This is a genomic window from Stenotrophomonas sp. YJH_SMC_79 (genome assembly GCF_059367995.1).
Window position 1 is genome coordinate 317,275 of the sequence record NZ_JCAFRK010000005.1, and the last position, 17,556, is coordinate 334,830.

General features: G+C 67.8%; 14 protein-coding genes. 4 read left to right on the top strand and 10 right to left on the bottom strand.

Features of this window, described 5'->3' with window-relative positions; translation table 11 throughout:
* Positions 1–24: 24 nt before the first annotated feature.
* The gene (locus AC5P57_RS18965) at positions 25–1,470 is read left to right on the top strand and encodes an FAD-dependent oxidoreductase (RefSeq protein ID WP_262235893.1); all 1,446 of its coding nucleotides are present in this window, start codon (positions 25–27) and stop codon (positions 1,468–1,470) included.
* Here AC5P57_RS18965 and AC5P57_RS18970 read toward each other — a convergent pair.
* Complete coding sequence (locus AC5P57_RS18970; protein WP_262235948.1) at positions 1,456–3,864, bottom strand: ATP-binding protein; 2,409 nt, start codon at positions 3,862–3,864, stop codon at positions 1,456–1,458. The two genes, AC5P57_RS18965 and AC5P57_RS18970, sit on opposite strands and share 15 nt — an antisense overlap.
* Positions 3,865–4,032: 168 nt before the next feature.
* On the opposite strand from AC5P57_RS18970, the gene AC5P57_RS18975 reads away from it, so the two are divergent.
* On the top strand, positions 4,033–4,902 hold the full coding sequence (locus AC5P57_RS18975; protein WP_099552790.1) for a methylglyoxal synthase: 870 nt from the start codon (positions 4,033–4,035) through the stop codon (positions 4,900–4,902).
* Between the two features lie 273 nt (positions 4,903–5,175).
* Here the strand turns inward: AC5P57_RS18975 and AC5P57_RS18980 are convergent, their stop codons facing one another.
* From AC5P57_RS18980 to ttcA, 3 genes are read right to left on the bottom strand one after another with little or no spacing between them, the layout of a single operon-like run.
* Positions 5,176–5,955: a M48 family metallopeptidase gene (locus AC5P57_RS18980; RefSeq protein ID WP_099552791.1), complete on the bottom strand. Its 780-nt coding sequence runs from the start codon at positions 5,953–5,955 to the stop codon at positions 5,176–5,178.
* Between the two features lie 59 nt (positions 5,956–6,014).
* Positions 6,015–6,920: a recombination-associated protein RdgC gene (locus AC5P57_RS18985; protein ID WP_005411825.1), complete on the bottom strand. Its 906-nt coding sequence runs from the start codon at positions 6,918–6,920 to the stop codon at positions 6,015–6,017.
* A gap of 36 nt (positions 6,921–6,956) precedes the next feature.
* Positions 6,957–7,877, bottom strand: coding sequence for a tRNA 2-thiocytidine(32) synthetase TtcA (gene ttcA, locus AC5P57_RS18990; protein ID WP_185959204.1), 921 nt, complete (start codon positions 7,875–7,877; stop codon positions 6,957–6,959).
* Between the two features lie 91 nt (positions 7,878–7,968).
* Between ttcA and AC5P57_RS18995 the strand changes: the two genes are divergently transcribed.
* Positions 7,969–8,172, top strand: coding sequence for a YdcH family protein (locus tag AC5P57_RS18995; protein WP_049430910.1), 204 nt, complete (start codon positions 7,969–7,971; stop codon positions 8,170–8,172).
* Between the two features lie 88 nt (positions 8,173–8,260).
* Here AC5P57_RS18995 and plsB read toward each other — a convergent pair whose 3' ends face one another.
* The 4 genes from plsB to AC5P57_RS19015 form a co-directional block, all read right to left on the bottom strand.
* On the bottom strand, positions 8,261–10,897 hold the full coding sequence (gene plsB, locus AC5P57_RS19000; protein WP_099552793.1) for a glycerol-3-phosphate 1-O-acyltransferase PlsB: 2,637 nt from the start codon (positions 10,895–10,897) through the stop codon (positions 8,261–8,263).
* Entirely contained in the window at positions 10,897–11,850 is a 954-nt protein-coding gene (locus tag AC5P57_RS19005) for a hypothetical protein (protein WP_495219754.1), read from the bottom strand. The genes plsB and AC5P57_RS19005 overlap by 1 nt, the downstream gene beginning before the upstream one ends.
* Positions 11,851–12,275: 425 nt before the next feature.
* On the bottom strand, positions 12,276–13,001 hold the full coding sequence (gene pyrF / locus AC5P57_RS19010) for an orotidine-5'-phosphate decarboxylase (RefSeq protein ID WP_262235897.1): 726 nt from the start codon (positions 12,999–13,001) through the stop codon (positions 12,276–12,278).
* Positions 12,998–13,921 (bottom strand): 5'-nucleotidase, lipoprotein e(P4) family, encoded by a 924-nt coding sequence (locus AC5P57_RS19015; protein ID WP_071228640.1) that lies wholly within the window; start codon positions 13,919–13,921, stop codon positions 12,998–13,000. Before AC5P57_RS19015 ends, pyrF begins: the two co-directional genes overlap by 4 nt.
* Before the next feature lie 101 nt (positions 13,922–14,022).
* On the opposite strand from AC5P57_RS19015, the gene AC5P57_RS19020 reads away from it, so the two are divergent.
* Positions 14,023–14,676, top strand: a complete 654-nt coding sequence (locus tag AC5P57_RS19020; RefSeq protein ID WP_262235898.1) for a YceH family protein — start codon at positions 14,023–14,025, stop codon at positions 14,674–14,676.
* An 88-nt stretch (positions 14,677–14,764) separates the two neighbouring features.
* Here AC5P57_RS19020 and AC5P57_RS19025 read toward each other — a convergent pair whose 3' ends face one another.
* Both AC5P57_RS19025 and AC5P57_RS19030 read right to left on the bottom strand, forming a co-directional pair.
* Positions 14,765–15,289 (bottom strand): GNAT family N-acetyltransferase, encoded by a 525-nt coding sequence (locus AC5P57_RS19025; protein WP_262235899.1) that lies wholly within the window; start codon positions 15,287–15,289, stop codon positions 14,765–14,767.
* A gap of 268 nt (positions 15,290–15,557) precedes the next feature.
* Positions 15,558–17,534 carry a UvrD-helicase domain-containing protein gene (locus tag AC5P57_RS19030; protein WP_099552798.1) on the bottom strand — a complete coding sequence of 659 codons (1,977 nt, stop codon included), beginning with the start codon at positions 17,532–17,534 and terminating at the stop codon, positions 15,558–15,560.
* Positions 17,535–17,556: the final 22 nt, after the last annotated feature.

Sequence of the window (17,556 nt, forward strand, 5' to 3'; positions counted from 1 at the left end):
CCGCAAAACACCACAGAGCCCGCCATGAGCCGCAAGCACGCTTTCCAGTTCCTCGACCTGCCCCGCACCATGCCGCAGCGCATTCCGGTCGAACTGCGCACCTCCGGCGACTGGGGTGAGCTGTACGGAAAATTCGGCAAGGAAGACGCGCAGTACCAGGCCGGCCGCTGCCTGGACTGCGGCAACCCCTACTGCAGCTGGAAGTGCCCGGTGCACAACGCCATTCCGCAGTGGCTGCAGCTGGTGCAGGAGAACCGCATCCACGAGGCGGCCACGCTGTGCCACAGCACCAACCCGCTGCCGGAAGTGTGCGGCCGGGTCTGCCCGCAGGACCGGCTGTGCGAAGGCAGCTGCACGCTGGAGGAATTCGGCGCGGTCACCATCGGCGCGGTCGAGAAGTACATCGTTGACACCGCACTGGCCACAGGCTGGCGCCCGGACCTGGGCGCGGTGCAGCCGACCGGCCACAGCGTGGCGGTGATCGGTGCCGGCCCGGCCGGCCTGGCCTGTGCCGACCGCCTGGCGCGCGCCGGCATTGCCGCGGTGGTCTACGACCGCTACGAGCAGATCGGCGGCCTGCTGCAGTTCGGCATTCCCAGCTTCAAGCTGGACAAGGACGTGATCCACCGCCGCCGCGAAGTGCTTGAGGGCATGGGTGTGCAGTTCCGCCTCGGTGTGGAGATCGGCCGCGACCTCAGCGTGCAGCAGCTGCTGGATGCCCATGATGCGGTGTTCGTCGGCACCGGCGCCTACCGCTACACCGATGGCGGCCTCGACGGCCAGGACCTGAAGGGCGTGCTGCCTGCGCTGCCGTTCCTGGTGCAGAACAGCCGCATCGTCGGTGGTGATGATCCGAAGGGCCGGCCGATTGCCGGCTGGGAGGACACCATCGCCCTGCCCGACCTCAACGGCAAGCGCGTGGTCGTGCTCGGCGGTGGCGATACCGGCATGGACTGCGTGCGCAGCGCCGTGCGCCTGGGTGCGGCCAAGGTGACCTGCGCCTACCGCCGCGACGAGGCCAACATGCCCGGCAGCGCGCGCGAAGTCGCCAATGCGCGCGAGGAAGGTGTGCGCTTCCTGTTCAACCGCCAGCCGCTGTCGATCGAAGCCGGTGCCGATGACGAAGTGATCGGTGTGACCGTGGTCGAGACCCGCCTGGGCGAGCCGGATGCCAACGGCCGCCAGAATGCGGTGCCGATCGACGGCAGTGAATCGCTGCTGGAGGCGGACGTGGTGATCATCGCCTTCGGCTTCTCTCCGACCGTGCCGGCCTGGCTGGCCGATCACGGCGTTGAAGGCCAGTCCAACGGCCGCATCGTGGCTGGAGGCAAGGACCGCCTGCCGTTCCAGACCGCGCACCCACGTCTGTTTGCCGGTGGCGACGCAGTGCGTGGCGCCGACCTGGTGGTGACTGCCGTGGCCGAAGGCCGCGACGCCGCCGCCAGCATCATCCGCCTACTGGCGCATTGATTCCGGCACCAGCAGCACGGCCAGCAAGCCACGCAGTTCCTGCGCCTCTACCGGCTTGGCCAGGAAATGATCGATGCCCGCTTCGCGGCAGGCCTCGCGGGTGCGGTCCAGCACGCTGGCCGTGAGCGCGATGATCGGGACCTGCGCGCGAACCGCACAGGCGTCGGCACGGATGGCCCGTGCCAAGGCGAAGCCATCCATGTGCGGCATGTGGCAGTCGGTGATGACCAGATCGAACGCCCGCGCCTGCCAGGCCTCGAAGGCCTGGCGACCATCGGCGCAGGCGTGCACCTGCAGGCCCAGATCGTGCAGCCGCTGCTCCAGCAGATGCAGGTTGGTGGGATGATCTTCAGCCACCAGCACCCGGGCCGGCGACAGTGGCCGCGCCGCCTCTGCCGGAAGCGGAAACGCCTCCGCAGTCAACTCACAGGCGTCCAGATCCAGTTCCAGCCACACGGTGGTGCCCTTGCCTGGCGTGCTGCGCAGGCAAAGTTCTGCTTCCATCGATGCGGCCAGTTCACGGCAGATCGCCAGGCCCAGGCCGCTGCCGCCGAAACGGCGCGTTGTCGATGCCTCGGCCTGCGTGTAGGCAGCGAACACCGCCTGTTGCCGTTCCGGACTGATGCCCACACCGCTGTCACTTACCTGCAGGCGAAGGCGTTGGCCGCCATCGCGCTGCTGCAGTACCTGCACCTGCAGGTCCACGCCGCCATGCTCGGTGAACTTGAGCGCGTTGCCGGCAAGGTTGAACAGGATCTGGCGCAGGCGCAGGCCATCGGCCAGCGATCCGGCCTGCAGTTCCGGATCAAGTTCGATGCGAAGATGCAGGCGCCGGCTGGCCGCCACCGGCATCAGCAACTGCTGCACCGCACGCACCAGTGCCGCCACGCTCGTGGGCCGCAGCTGCAGCGGCAGTGCCTGCAGCCGTTGGCTGTGCAGCACATCGTCCAGGATCTGTCGCAGCATCTGGGCAGCATCACCTACGGTCACCAGCACCTGTCGCTGGCGATGATCCAGATCGCTGCCCGCCAACCGCTCGAGCATGCCCAGCAGGGTGCTCATCGGCGTACGGATCTCGTGGCTCATGGTTGCCAGGAAATGGGTCTTGGCCAGCGCTGCCTGCTCGGCCGCATGGCGCGCCTCGGCCAACGCATGGGTGCGCGACTGCACTTCGCTTACGTCGACCCAGTAGCCACTCCACTCGACGTCGCTGCTGTCCAGGGACAGCGGCCGTCCATGCGAGTGGACCCAACGCCAGCCCTGTAGCGAGCGCGTGCGGAAGATGACGTCGATCGCGCCCCGCGACAGGGCAGCGGCGTCGACGGTGTCCATCAGCCGCGAGCGATCATCGGGATGAACCGCTGCCAGCAGGCGCTGTTGATCGATCAGGGCGGTTTCCACGCTGATTCCGAACAACGCCTGCACATCGCCTGCGATCTGGGGAAAGCTGTAACGGCCGGTGGCGGAGCGGCGCGCCTGATACACCACCGCTGGCAGGTTCGAGGTCACCTCCTGCAGGCGTTGCGCGGCCACGCGGCGACGCTCGCTCTCGCGATGCACGCGCCAGTAGCCGAAGGCGTACACCAGTACGAGTGCCAGCAGGGTCAGCGAGGCCGGCACCAGCCAGCGCAAGGGGGACGCCGACGACGGGTGTCGCGGCTGGTCTGGCAGCCATGCCATGCGGATCGTCGCGCGTTCGTTCGCGGACAGCTGCGATACGGCCTGCTCGAACAGCGGGATGACGTCGGCGCAGGCCGGCACCGTGGCCAGCACCGGCGCGTCGTCGATTCCGGCTGGCGCGGCGATCACCAGTGGCTCGCCCTGATAGTGGCGGAACGCGGCCTCGACCTCGCCAAGATTGGCGACCACGGCATCGACCAGACCCGTGCCCAGCAGTGACAAGGCGTCGTCGATGGGGGCGGGGGGCAGCAACTGCACGCCAGGTGCCTGTTCGGTCAGCACCGCCATCAGCGACAGCGGGTCGGGACTGGCCACGGTGCGTCCGCGCAGCGCTTCCAGGCCCAGCACCGGCGATGCATCCCGGCGCCGGACGATGACCTGTGGAAGCTGCACGTAGGGAGCACTGGCCACCCAGCCCGCTGGCAACTGCGAGCGCGGCCAGCCCAGCAGCGCCTGGATGCCGGGCGGCACCGTTCCTTCGGCGATGTCAGCGGCCGGCAATGGCCGCATCTGCAGTGGCCGCTGCGTGCCCAGCAGCTTCAGGTACTCCGCGCTGAGCCCGACCGGCTGGCCCTGCTCGCTGGAGGACAGCGGCGCGCGGTCGGCGGGCCAGGCAATGCGCAGCGGCGTCCTGCAACCTGCAGCGGCGGCCAGGGCAGGCAACAGCAGGCTGGCCACGACCGCAGTGGCGGCACGCAGGCCAGCGACGTTCACCATGGGCATCCTTTTCTCGCGGGCGGAGATGAACGGCCGCGCAGCGGTACCGCTGCCTCTCACGCTAACGACACGTGGGCGAGGCGCAATGAAGAAAGTTGTAAAACCACCAAGCAAGGGGAATGCCGACATACACTGCCGCTTTCACCCGTATCTGCGGAGCATTCAATGCGCATCGGCCTGGCTGCCAACCGTCTCCATCACCTCGACGCGCGCGCCGCCCTGTTCCGCTGGCTGCGCGTCAGCGAACCCGGCCTGCGCGAGCTGGGCGTGTCGCTGCACGCGGTCGGCCGCACCCATGACGCGATCGAGCGACAGGGATTCCTGACCGGATACGCAGGCCTGCACCGCTATCCCTACGGTCGTGAGGGTGGCCTGATGAAGCTGGTCGCCGAGGTGGTTGGGATGGGGCCGGAACGGACGCTGGATGGCGCGATCTACCTGATCGACCCGGTCGATCCGTCCTCCGTGTTTCCGGAAGCCACGGCGCTGAAGCGGCAGTGCGTGATCCACGGCAAGCCGTTCATTTCCACCGTGGCCACCGCGCGCGACTGGGTGGAGGTGGAGCGCATCCACGCCGGCCTGGCCGCCGATGCCGGGGCTGACGACCTGCATGCGTTCGAGGGGCAGACGCTGGCGCTGATCGCCCACGACGCGATGAAGCCGGCGATGCTGGCCTTCGCCGACGAGCACTTCGAGGTGCTGGCCCGGTTCGGTGAGCGGGTGGCAACCGGGACTACCGGCCAGCGCTTGAACGAGCTGGCCTGGAGCCGTGGCTGGCCCAGCGATACACCCTGGGTGACGCGCTACCAGAGCGGCCCGATGGGCGGCGACGCGCAGATTGCAGACCGGGTGCTGGAAGGACGCTGCCAGCGCGCGATCTTCTTCGAGGATCCGCACGTGGCGCGCCAGCACGAGGCGGATATCCAGCTGCTGGAGCGGGCGGTGACGACGGTGACCGACCAGGCGGTGTGCATTACGGCACCGCGGGTGGCGGCGCGGTGGGCGACGGCGGCGGCGATGCGGGCGGCGGTTTGATGGTGTCGGCCAACGGCTGAGCCCCTCGTGGTGGGTGGTATCCGAAGGCAAAGCCGTGCTTGGCCGGGCGGGGTGGATTGCGCAGGGGTCGCTGCAAGTACGTCCTTGTAAGCTCGGTCGCCGCATCCATGCGGCTCACGCCCCTGCGCAACCCACCCCGCCCGGCCACGGACAGATTCCGGTGTGCCCACCACGGAAGAAAGAAAAAAGAGCAGGAGCGGGTCGCGCGCTGCGCGTGCTTCTGTAGAGCCGAGCGTGGGCTCGGCTCTACCGTTACAGAAGCTGGCGGAGCATCGCCTTCAGTCGGCGCCCTTCCAGCTGGAAGTAATCGCGCTGCTCGCGCCAGGCGGGGAAACGTTGTTCCACTTCGTGCCAGAACGCGGGCGAGTGGTTGGGCTGGATCAGGTGGCAGAGTTCATGCACCAGCACGTACTCGAACGCTTCGGATCGGCCGAGCACCAGGGCCAGGTCCAGTGCCATGCTGCCGTCGGGGGCCAGTGAGCCCCATTGCGAGGACATCACCTTCAGTCGCAGGCGGCTGGGTGCGCGTGGCAGGGAAGGCAGGTACTTCGGCAACCAGCGGCCGACGTCGGCGCGGGTCTGGGCTTCGTAGAACTCGCGCAGCAGGCGGCGCAGGGTGGCATCGCCGCCTCGGGTCGGCCACTGCACGCAGGCGCCGTGTTCGTCGATCTCCAGCCGCGCGTAGCGGCCTTCCTGCCAGCGCAGCGGCAACAGTTCGCCGCGTAGTGGCAGCACACCGTCTTCGCCGGGCTGCAGCGGTGCCGGCAGGCCCTGCCCCTGGTACTGGCGCAGCTGCAGCGCCAGCCAGTCGCGGTGCTGTTCCAGGAAGCGTTCGCCCATCACCAGGCTTGCCCGCGGTGGCAGGGTCAGGCGTGCGCCGCGTTCGTCCACGCTCAGCTTGATGCGGCGCGCACGTGGATCACGCACGCGCAGCACCTCGATCTCGGCATCCTCCAGGCGCAGGCGAACGGTGTCGCGCTGTACGGTGGCGGGCGGGGTCGGGCTGATCAGGCGGCGCAGCAGACGGCTCATGCGCCCAGCATAGCGCCGCTTCGGGCCGCCGGATGACCGGCGGCCGTCGGGCTGCCTGTTCAGTCAGCCTTGCTGAGCTTGAAGGCTTCTTCCAGCAACAGGAACAGGCGGCGGATCTCGGCGCTCTGCAGGGCGAAGCGGGCGTCGAACTCGGCGCGGCGGCCGTCTTCGTCGGCGTGCTCCAGCTGGTCCAGGGCGCCGTCGAGGAACTTCAACTTGCGCACGATCAGGTCGTCGCCGATGACGAAGGACAGGTTGTCCTCGAAGATCAGCGCCAGCTTGGTCACCTGCTTGCCGGCGTCGAGGTGCTTGTCGATCTCGTCGCAGCGCAGTTCCTGGTGCTGGCACTTGACCACCGCGCCGCCTTCCACCGGGTCCTTCATCTCGCACTCTTCGCCCAGGCTCAGTCCGGTCGGCAGCGGCTCGCCGGCGATCCAGCCGGTCAGGATCGAACGCGGTGCGACTTCGGCGTTCAGTGGCATCGCCGGGAAGCTGCCGAGCAGGCCACGGATGTCGGACATGAAGTACTCGCCGGTCTTGCGGCTGGAGGTATCCACCGCGACGTAGCCGTGCTGCAGGTCGATGAAGGCGTCGTTGCGCGAGGACTTCACGAAGGCGCGCGGCAGCAGTTCATGCAGCAGGTCATCCTTCATGCGCTTGCGCTCGCGGCCACCCGGCCGACGGCCTTCCTTCTCCTCGATCTCCTCCAGCTTGCGCTCGAGCAGGTCGTTGACCACGGCCGCCGGCAGGATCTTGTCCTCGCCGCCCACGGTCAGCCACAGGTGTTCGGCGATGCGGTGGGAGAGCAGTTCCTTCTCCTCACGGCCGAACGGCGAGATGAAGCCGCGCGAATTCATTTCCAGCGCGCCGACCGGCTTCAGCAGGGCGTGCGGCAGCAGGGTGTCGACTTCGGAAAAATCGGTGGTGGTCGGGAAACGGAAGAACGTCAGGTTGCGAAAGAACATGGAATTCCGGATGGCAAAGAGGAAGGGCGACCGACCTTAAACGGTGGGCGTCTCGGGATCTGCGTCGGCGTCGGCCGGTGAACCGGCCAGCCAGGCATGGGCGTCGGGCAGCGGCGCGTCGTCGCGACGGCCCAGCGCCATGAAGTCGAACAGGGTGGTGTCGGCCAGCTGCGAGGGCCGGACTTCGCCCATGGCGCGCGCGATCTGCTCGATGCGGCCCGGGTGGTCCTTTTCCCACTGCTTCAGCATCAGGCCGACCTGGCGGCGCTGCAGGTTCTCCTGGCTGCCGCACAGGTTGCAGGGAATGATCGGGAACTGGCGCGCCTGCGCATAGTCGACGATGTCGCTCTCGCGTACGTAGGCCAGCGGCCGGATCACCACGTGCCTGCCGTCGTCGCTGCGCAGCTTCGGCGGCATGCCCGACAGCTTGGCATGGTGGAACAGGTTCATGAAGAACGTGGCCACCATGTCGTCGCGGTGGTGACCCAGCGCGATCTTGGTGAAACCGTGGGTTTCGGCGTAGTTGTACAGCGCGCCACGACGCAGCCGCGAGCACAGCGAACACATGGTCTTTCCTTCCGGAATGACCCGGCTGACCACCGAATAGGTGTCCTGCTCGATGATGTGGTACGGCACGCCCAGCCCGGCCAGGTACTCCGGCAGCACGTGCTCGGGGAAGTCCGGCTGCTTCTGGTCCAGGTTCACCGCCACCAGCTCGAACGGCACCGGCGCCTTCTTCTGCAGCTGCAACAGCACGTCCAGCAGGGTGTAGCTGTCCTTGCCGCCGGACAGGCAGACCATGACCTTGTCGCCGGCCTCGATCATGCCGAAGTCGGCGATCGCCTCGCCAACCTGGCGACGCAGGCGCTTGGCCAGCTTGTGCTGCTCGCGCTCGGCCACGCGCGGATCGCGGGCGGCGCGCGGCTGGGGATCGGGAAGGGAAATCACGGCACTCATGGGGTCCATTCTAACGGCTCGGAGCCGCCCCGGCCGGGGGTCGGAATTCCCCTCTCCCGGCAGTCATCATCGCTGTGTATGCTCGGAGGCTGTGGACACCTACAGCCCCGCCGAGATCGTCGAACGCCTCGCCGCCCTGCGCGCCGAGCATCGCCTGCTGGATGAACAGATCACCCGCATGGCCGCCAATGGCGAGGACGAGCTGGAATCCAAACGCCTGAAGCGGCGCAAGCTGCAGTTGAAGGACTGCATCGCCAAGCTGGAAAGCCTGCAGATTCCCGACGAGCCGGCCTAAAGACAGTCCTGGTGGGTGCCAACCTTGGTTGGCACGGCTGGAAGGTGTGGTCCAAGGTCCACACCCTCCGCACGGCCCGGCGCTACCTTCAATCCTGCGGCGCAGGCTCGTCCGGGCGTGCCGCTTCCGGGCTGACCCGTTCGATGGTGTGGCGCAGCTCGCGGCCGAGAATGAACTTGGCGTCCTTGGCCCAGGCATCCAGGCGCTCGTCGAACAGCAGCTTGCTGTTCTCGTCCGGCCACACCAGGCGCAGCTCGCGCAGCTTCTGGATGAAGCCGCGGAACAGGGTGCGGTCGAAGAACTCCGGCGCGGCCGGTGCATAGAGCAGGCTCAAGCGCTGCGCCGCCTGCTGGCACAGGCTTTCCAGCTCGGCCGCACCCAGCACGCCCGGGCCGTTCTTCACCAGCACCGAGATGGCGATGTAATAGCGCTCGAACGCCTGCTGCAGCGAGTGGCCGATCGCACGCAGGCGGAACACCTCGTCGGTCTGCCCGGTGTTGCGCGCCAGGATGCCGCCGTCGTCATCGTTGACGTTCTGCAGCAGGCCCTCGCGCACGAACACGTTGATGGTCTGGTCGATGCGCTGCGCGAACTCGTCCTCGCTCCACGGCAGGAACAGCTCGGCCTGCAGGAACGGGTACACCGTGCGGCCCAGCTGGACCAGGCCGGTGCGGCTCATGCGGCGGTTGTTCTGGAAACAGCAGGCCACCCACGACGAGGCGGTGAACAGGTGCAGCACGTTGTTGCGGAAGTAGCTCAGCAGCACCGCGGTATCGCCGCTGACGCTGAGCACATCGCCCAGCGGGTGCTTGACGCGGGTGAGGACGTTGATTTCCTCGGCGTGGGCGATGATCCGCTCCGGCGAGTGCGGGGTCACCGTCACCCGATCCGAATACGGCATCTCGACCAGCAGGGTCTTGCACAACTCGATCTGCGCGATCAGGTCGGCCTCGCCCATCGCGTGCTTCGGCGTGGACAGCAGGGCCAGCGCCAGCAGGTTGATCGGGTTGACGTCGGCAGCACCGTTGATGCGCACCTGGATACGCTCGGCCAGCGTATCCACCGTGGTCGACAGCCAGGCCGGCTTCTCGTCCTCGGACACCGCCTCGCCCTTCCACTCCGGCGCCTTCTCGGCCAGCACGTCGTTCAGCGCGATCGGCTCGCCGAAGTTCACCACCACCTGGCCATAGTTCTGCTTGAGCACCTTGGGGATGCCCCACAGCAGCGACCAGATCGATTCCTTTTCCTTCGGCCGGCCGGACAGTTCGTCCAGGTAGCTGCCGCCCTCCATCAGCTTCTCGTAGCCGATGTAGATGGGCTGGAACAGCACCGGCTTGCGCGGCTGGCGCAGGAACGCACGCAGCGTCATCGAAATCATACCGCCCTTGGGCTGCAGCAGGCGGCCGGTGCGCGAACGGCCACCTTCGACGAAGTACTCCAGCGAGTAGCCACCGGCAACCAGCTGCGCGACGTATTCACTGAGCACCGCCGAGTACAGCGCGTTGCCACGGATCGAGCGGCGGATGAAGAACGCACCGCCCTTGCGCAGCAGGGTGCCGACCACCGGCAGGTTCAGGTTGATGCCGGCCACGATGTGCGGCGGCACGATGCCACGGTCGTACAGCAGGTAGGACAGCAGCAGGTAGTCCATGTGGCTGCGGTGGCTGGGCACGTAGACCACTTCGTGGCCCGGCGCGGCAGCCTTGAACTTGTCCAGGTGGTGCACCAGCACGCCCGCATAGATGCGGTTCCACACGTGGCTGAGCATGAAGCTGGCCGAGCGCACCACCGGGCTGGAGTAGTCCGCGGCGATTTCCCAGGCGTAGGCGTGTGCCTTCTTCCAGGCATCGGCCGGCTTCGAGTTGTCGCGCTTGGCCTGCGCGGCGATCGCTTCGCGCACCGGTTCGGCGGCCAGCACCTGGTCCACCAGCAGGCGCCGGGTCGACAGGTCAGGGCCGATCACCGATTCACGGATGCGGCGGAAATGGGTACGCAGCACGCGCTGCAGCTTGCGCACCGTGCGTTCCGGCTCCAGGCCTTCGTCGACGGTGTTGCGCAGCGAAATCGGCGGCGCGAAGCGGACGATGGTGCTGCGACCATTCAGCAGCACCGCCAGCAGGCGGCGGAAGCGGCCGACCAGCGCCCAGTTTTCCGAGAACAGCACCGCGAACCAGCCGCTCTGCTTGTCCGGCGCGCGGCCGACGAAGATCGACACCGGCACCAGGTGCACGTCCAGGTCATCGCGCACGCGATGGGCCTGCAGCACCTTGGCCAGCGAATCGGAGTGGGTCTTGGCACCACGCTGCTCGGGGATCAGCGAATTGCTGGAGCTGCGGCGCGACAGTGCCAGGTAAGCGCGCTTGCGCCCGGTCGGGTCACCGGCCAGCGGCACCAGCGGCGACGGCAGGCCTGCCTGGCGGCAGGCCTTGTCCAGGATCAGCGCGTTGGACAGGCCGTAGTCTTCCAGCACGTACATGACCGGGCGGCCATCGTTGTACTGGCCCGGGTCTTCCGGCTCGATCTTCAGCGACAGCCACGGCTCGACCAGGCGGCCCAGCAACCGCGCCCACAGCGGGCGGCGGCCAGCCGGACGCGCGTGCGCGGGCGGCGGTACCGGGTTCGGGCCGGTACCGGTCGAGGGGGACGCCGGCACCGTATCGGCGGGCGTCGACTGGGATTCTTCGCCGGGGAACGGCAGCGGGTTCTGTTTCGACATCGGCGCCATTATGGCTTAGGCGGTGGCGTTGCCGCTTCCCCACCCTCGGCGGGGGCTTCAGCCGGTACGGGGGCCGCCGCCGCGCGGGCCGCGTCGGCCTTGCGCAGCAGGGCGTCGGTGTCGGCCAGGGTGCGGGTCAGGTACCAGTGGCCCTCGCGCCGGCTCAGCGGCAGCTGCAGGCTCATCTCGCGACCGGCGAGGTCATAGCGCAGGCGTACCAGCGCGTTGTCACCTTCCACCGACAGCAGTTCGCCGCGCAGGCTGCGCAACGCGTCGTCCACGCCCAGCCCGTAGCTGCCCAGCACCGCCTTGAGGGTGTGGATGAACGGCGCCAGCTGCTGCAGGCTGCCTTCCATGCCTGCGGCCTGCAGGCCGGCTTCGTCGTCGAAGCCGACCTTGTTGGCGGCGCCGACCAGCGCGGCGATGGTGCTGCGTGCGCGGGCCCGGTCACTGATCGGGGCACCCTGCGCCCAGCTGGCCAGGGTTTCGACCAGGGCGATGTAGTGCGCCTGCTGGCCCGGTGTATAGCCTTTCTGGTGGCGCAGGTACTGCACACCGAAGTTGCCCATCGATTGTGCAGCCTGGCGAACGGCGCCGGCCTGTCCGGCCAGCTGGCGATCGAAGCTGCGCTGCAGTTCGGCGCTGGCATTGGGCTTGCGCAGTGCGGCCAGCATCGGCAGCAGCTGGTCGCCCAGTGGCAGTTCGGTCAGCGGCCACTGGCTGTGGCCTTCGGTCCAGGCCTGTTGCAGGCGCTGGTACTGGCTGGGCGGCACAGACAGCTTTGCGTAGCCGACCAGATCGTCCTCGGCCAGGCGCAGCGCCATCGCCTGCACCGCCGCGACCGGCTCGGCCGCCGGCTTGGTCGGGTCCTGGGCCGATTCACGACACGCCGCCACGGCCAGCAGCAGCATGGCTGCCAGCCCCCATCCACGCGCAGACCTTCCTCGCGCTGCCACGCTCATGCACTCGGACTCCCCGGACCGGTCCGCATCTTGCGGCCTGTGACGTGACAGCGGCAAGCCGGGACGTCACGGTTTCCGCCATTGCTGGCCCAAGTGGTTGAAAGGCATAAAAAAAGAGCCGGGATCACGGGGATCTCAGGCTCTTCAAGCCGGCACGAGGCCGGAGGACAGTGTTGTGGCACATGTCCGGTCCGAGGACCGGATGGCGGCGATCCTACGCTGCCCTTCAAGTTAAGGCAACACTTCACGTAGTGTTATATAAATGATTGTTTTTATTGATTTTCATGGCACCGGGGGTGATGTCCATGACATCTACGGCGGGTTTTGTGGCGATTCGGGCACAACCGCTCCCCGGGGCGGATGCAGAAACGCCATCCCGCACGGGTCGGGATGGCGTTCGAGCCTGCAGCCTGCGCAGCGGAATCTCAGCGCGCAGCCAGCGCCGACGCGATTTCCTGCTGGATGGCCCGGGCCGCTGCCTGCGGATCGGCGGCCAGGCGGATCGGACGGCCGACCACGATGGCATCGGCGCCATCGGCAAAGGCCTGGGCTACGCCAACGGTACGCTTCTGGTCATCGCCGACCGGGCCGCCGGGGCGGATGCCCGGGCAGACGATCGAGAACCCTGCGCCGGTGGCGACGCGGATCGGGCCAGCTTCCTGCCCCGAGGCGATCACGCCATCGATGCCGGCGGCCTGGGCAGCCAGCGCGCGCTCGACCACCACGTCCACCGGTTCGCGGTCGATGCCCATCTGCGCCAGGTCCGGGCGGCCCATCGAGGTCAGCACGGTCACTGCCAGCAGGCGCATGTCGCCGCTGTTGGCGGCCGCGCAGGCCTCCATCATGGCCGGGTGCCAGCCATGGATGGTGGCGTAGCTGACCGGCCACTGCGACAGGCGCTTGATCACGGCCGCGGCGGTGGCCGGGATGTCGAAGAACTTCAGGTCGACGAACACGCGCTTGTCGCGGCGGGCCAGCTCGTCCAGCACCTGGAAGTACTCGCCCGACGCCAGCAGTTCCATGCCGATCTTGTAGAACGCCACGCTGTCGCCGAGACGATCGACCCACTCCAGCGCCTGCACGCGATCAGGCACGTCCAGCGCGAAGATCAGGCGTTCGTCATCGCGCAGCGGCAGCGGCGCGCGGCTCACGGTGCGTAGTCCAGGGCAGCGCGCTTGGCGTCGTGACGAGCCTGGCGCGACTGGCTGTAGTCATTATTGAACTGCGCCGGCTCGAAGCCGCCGTAGGTCGGGTTCGGCAGCATCCACCAGCGCTCGCCGAACCAGTCGTGGTACTGCTGCAGCAGCGCGTCACGGCCTTCGTTGGTGTTGGCGGTCACTTCCACGAAGTCGCCCAGCTGGTCGCCGAACTGCATCAGCACGCGGTACTTCTGCCCGGCCAGGCGACGGCGGCAGTTCTTCTCGCTGCCGGCCTGCTCGCAGCCTTCCACCACGGTGCCCAGACCCAGGAACACGCTGTCATCGGCCACCGGCAGGCCCTGCTCGCGCAGGTTGGCCAGGGTCGCGTCCTTCAGGTGCACGGCGCGGTTGGAGATGTACAGCAGCGTCACGCCCTTGGCGTTGGCGGCCTTGGCGAAATCAACCACGCCCGGAATGGCCTTGGCCTTCTTTTCGGCCACCCACTGGTCCCAGGTCAGCTCGTCGTATTCCTTGCCGTCGCGCACCAGGCGCGCCTGGTAGGGCGAGTTGTCCAGCACGGTCTCATCCACGTCCAGCACCACGGCCGGCTTCAGGCCCTTGGCCTCGTTGCCGCGTTCTTCCGGCACCAGCGCATCCCAGTGGGCTTCCTTCAGCGCGGCATCCAGGTGGTCGGCGGCGGCACGGTAGGTCTGCTCGGTGATCGCCTTGTACTCCTGTGCGCGCTGCATCCACAGCACTGCATTGAGGTTGTCGTTGGCAGTGGCATCGAGCGCGCCATCGGCCTTGGCAGCGGCGGCCGGGGCCTCCGGTGCAGCGGCTTCGGCAGCAGGCGCATCCACGCGCTTGCAGGCGGACAGGCCCAGCGCCGCAGTGGCGAGCAGGGTCAGGGACAAGGAAACAGGACGACGCATGGATTCACCGGCAATCAGATATACCGGCGCATTTTACCGGCAAAGCCGGCCCCGGGACGGCTATGCTTGGCGGTCGACCCGTTGCCCTTCCGGAGGCCGCCATGACCGATTCCACCCAGACCCCCGACGTCCCCCTGCTCGACGCCGTGCAGGCCCGCCTGCTGGGCTGCCTGGTGGAAAAGGAGGCAACCACCCCGGACACCTACCCGCTGACGGTCAATGCCGCCCAATCGGCCGCCAACCAGAAGACCGCGCGCGAGCCGGTGATGAACGTCGATGCCGGCAGCGTGCAGCACGCGCTGCGCCAGCTGGAGGCGTTGGGACTGGCCCGCCAGCACTTCTCCTCGCGCGCGGACCGCTACGAGCACCGCCTGCAGGCCGCGCTGGACCTGACCCGGCAGCAGACCGTGCTGCTGGCGCTGTTGCTGCTGCGTGGGCCGCAGACCCTGGGTGAGCTGATCACGCGCAGCGAGCGCCTGCACCGCTTCGCCGACGCCGACGAAGCCCGCCACGCCATCGATCGCCTGCAGCAGCGCGCGCTGCTGGTGGTGCTGCCGCGCGCCAACGGCCAGCGCGAAGACCGCTACATGCACCTGCTGTGCGGGGAAGTGGATGGCGCGGCGCTGGCGGCGAGGTACGCCAACAGCGGCGGTGGCAGCAGCGATGCGGCCGACCCGGGCCTGGCCGAACGCGTGGCCCAGCTGGAAGCCGCGGTGGCCGAACTGCAGGCGCAGCTGGCCGAACTGCGCGGCTGAAGTCCACATCCGGTAGTGCCGGCCGCTGGCCGGCAACCCGGTGATGCCTGGATGCCGGCCAGCGGCCGGCACCTACCAACATCAGGGGTCAGACCTGCGCCGCACCCGGCGTGGCATACAACCGGCTCGGGCTGTCCACGCCCGGCAGCTGGATCACCCCGCGCTCCTGCATGCCCAGGCCCAGCAGGATCTTGCCGGACACCACGTTGTCCAGATCCGTGATGCCATACAGATCCTGCAGGCCCAGCCCAGCGCGCGCATGCGCGAACACCGCCCGCGCCGCCTCACCGGCATAGCCCTGCCCTGCGAATTCCGACAGCACTGCATAACCGATATCCGGCCCCGGCAGGCCATCGCGCCGCACCAGCCCGGCATTGCCCAGCCAGGCACCATCGGACAACCGCTCGATGGCATACATGCCGAACCCGTTCAGCGCATAGCTGTGCAGCACGCGCAGCGCGATGTACTCCCGCGCCTGTTCCTCGCTGCGCACGTTGCGGTCACCGATGAAACGCACGAAGCCCGGATCATTCAACAGCGCCAGCATCGGCACCGCGTCGCGGTCAGGTTCAATCGCACGCAGGCGCAGGCGTTCACTCTCGATCGGTTGCACAGGCAGACCTCCAGCCGAAACCCCGATTCTGCCTCAACCCCCCGGCTGCTGCTGTTGCTTTTGATTTTCTTTGCATTGCCGTGGAAGGAAGCGCCCGGCATCTGTCAGGGGCCGGTCGGGGTGGGTTCGCGGGGGTATCCGCGCCATGGATGGCGCGGCTAAGCCCCCAGGGACGGGTTCACGGCGTCCCCCGCGAACCCACCCCGATCGGCCACACTGCGGAACCAACGCGTGCTCCACCACGGAGGGGCGGCGCCGTTGGAGCGCCCTAGTCGAACAGCGCCTCGATCGCCGCCAACCCCGCACTCGCCCGTTCCTTCTTGCGCGCCGCATCGGCCACCGGATCAGCACCGTCGCGCTGGATCTCCTCGGCCGGAATCTCCTCGAAGAACCGGCTCGGTTTCAGCCGCACATGCTCACCGAACTTGCGCGTCAGCTTGCTGTAACTCATCCACAGCTGGATCTTGGCACGGGTGATACCCACGTACAGCAGGCGCCGCTCTTCCTGCAGGTTGCCCTCGTCCAGGCTGACCTGGTGCGGCAGCACGCCGTCCTCGCAGCCCACGATGAACACGTACGGGAACTCCAGGCCCTTGGAGGCGTGCATGGTCATCATGCGCACCTGGTTGCCACCCTCGTCCTTGTCGCTGCGCGACAGCAGCGCCAGCTGGCCGGCCAGGTCAGCGGCAGTGGCACCGCGCGGGCCGCCCTCGAACCACTGCGCCAGTTCCTCGATGTTGTTGGCGCGGCGCTGGTAGCTGGCCTCTTCCTTGGCCTGCTGGCGCAGCTCGCTGAGCAGGCCGGACTCCTTGGCCACCTTGCGGATCATGTCACCGGAAGTGACCTGCCGGGTCTGCGCGCGCAGGTCGCGCAGGATATCGGTGAAGCGCGCCAGGCTGTTGGCCGCACGCGGCGGCAACTGCTGCAGGGCGCCGATCGCCTCGGCGGCCTGCGCCATCGGCATGTCCTTTTCCTGCGCCAGCTCGGCCAGCTTGGCCAGCGTGCCGGCACCGACATCGCGCTTGGGCGACTGCACCGCGCGCATGAACGCGGTGTCGTCATCCGGGTTCACCAGCAGGCGCAGCCAGGCCAGCGTGTCCTTCACTTCCTGGCGTTCCAGGAACATGGTGCCGCCGGTCAGGTGGTAGGGGATGCGCAGCAGCTGCATTGCCTTTTCAAGCGGCCGTGACTGGAAGTTGCCGCGGAACAGGATGCAGAAGTCACTCCACGGCACGTTGCGCGACTGGGCCACGAAGGCGATCTCGGCCGCGACCTTTTCCGCTTCGTGTTCGCTGTTGCGGCATTCCCATACGCGGATGCGTTCGCCGTCGGCCTGGTCGCTCCACAGCTTCTTCAGGTGCTCATGCGGGTTGTTGGCGATCAGCGCGTTGGCCGCGCGCAGCACGCGGTTGGAGCAGCGGTAATTCTGCTCCAGCTTGATGATCTCCAGCGTCGGGTAGTCGCGCCCCATCTGCTGCAGGTTTTCCGGGTTGGCGCCGCGCCAGGCGTAGATCGACTGGTCATCGTCGCCCACGCAGGTGAAGTTGCCCTTGTCACCGGCCAGCTGCTTGAGCAGGCGGTACTGCGCGTCGTTGGTGTCCTGGCATTCGTCCACCAGCAGGTAGCCGATGCGCTCGCGCCAGGCCAGGGCGATCTCCGGGTTCTCTTCCAGGATCTGCACCGGCAGACGGATCAGGTCGTCGAAGTCGACCGCATTGAACGCGGTCAACCGCAGCTGGTAACGCTCGTAGACGCTGGCCGCTTCCTTCTCGCGGTTGCTGCGCGCGGCCGCCATCGCCTGTTCGGGCGACAGGCCGGCGTTCTTGGCGCGCGACACCAGGTTCTTCATGTCCTCGATGTCATCGGGCTTGGCCCCGTACATCAGGTCCTTGATCTGCGCGGCGGCATCATCGGCATCGAAGATCGAGAAGCCCCGCTTCAGGCCCACGGCGGCATGTTCGATCTGCAGGAACTTCAGGCCCAGCGCATGGAAGGTGCAGATCGTCACCTCGTCGGCGTCCTGCTCGCGCAGGCGCTTGGCCACACGCTCGCGCATTTCCTTGGCCGACTTGTTGGTGAAGGTGATCGCGGCGATGCGGCGTGCCGGATAGCGGCCGCTGCCGATCAGATGGGCGATCTTCTCCACGATCACGCGCGTCTTGCCGCTGCCCGCGCCGGCGAGCACCAGCAAAGGACCTTCGATGTGCAGGACGGCGGCGGCTTGGGGGGGATTGAGACCGTGCATGGGAACGGGATTGTAGCGGGGC

What these genes read in the sequence shown, in the direction of transcription:
- AC5P57_RS19005 (WP_495219754.1), bottom strand. Translation starts at nt 11,850, where the DNA reads ATGAGCGTGGCAGCGCGAGGAAGGTCTGCGCGTGGATGGGGGCTGGCA.
- AC5P57_RS19030 (WP_099552798.1), bottom strand. Translation starts at nt 17,534, where the DNA reads ATGCACGGTCTCAATCCCCCCCAAGCCGCCGCCGTCCTGCACATCGAA.
- plsB (WP_099552793.1), bottom strand. Translation starts at nt 10,897, where the DNA reads ATGGCGCCGATGTCGAAACAGAACCCGCTGCCGTTCCCCGGCGAAGAA.
- AC5P57_RS18980 (WP_099552791.1), bottom strand. Translation starts at nt 5,955, where the DNA reads ATGAGCCGTCTGCTGCGCCGCCTGATCAGCCCGACCCCGCCCGCCACC.
- ttcA (WP_185959204.1), bottom strand. Translation starts at nt 7,877, where the DNA reads ATGAGTGCCGTGATTTCCCTTCCCGATCCCCAGCCGCGCGCCGCCCGC.
- AC5P57_RS18975 (WP_099552790.1), top strand. Translation starts at nt 4,033, where the DNA reads ATGCGCATCGGCCTGGCTGCCAACCGTCTCCATCACCTCGACGCGCGC.
- AC5P57_RS19020 (WP_262235898.1), top strand. Translation starts at nt 14,023, where the DNA reads ATGACCGATTCCACCCAGACCCCCGACGTCCCCCTGCTCGACGCCGTG.
- AC5P57_RS18965 (WP_262235893.1), top strand. Translation starts at nt 25, where the DNA reads ATGAGCCGCAAGCACGCTTTCCAGTTCCTCGACCTGCCCCGCACCATG.
- AC5P57_RS19015 (WP_071228640.1), bottom strand. Translation starts at nt 13,921, where the DNA reads ATGCGTCGTCCTGTTTCCTTGTCCCTGACCCTGCTCGCCACTGCGGCG.
- AC5P57_RS18985 (WP_005411825.1), bottom strand. Translation starts at nt 6,920, where the DNA reads ATGTTCTTTCGCAACCTGACGTTCTTCCGTTTCCCGACCACCACCGAT.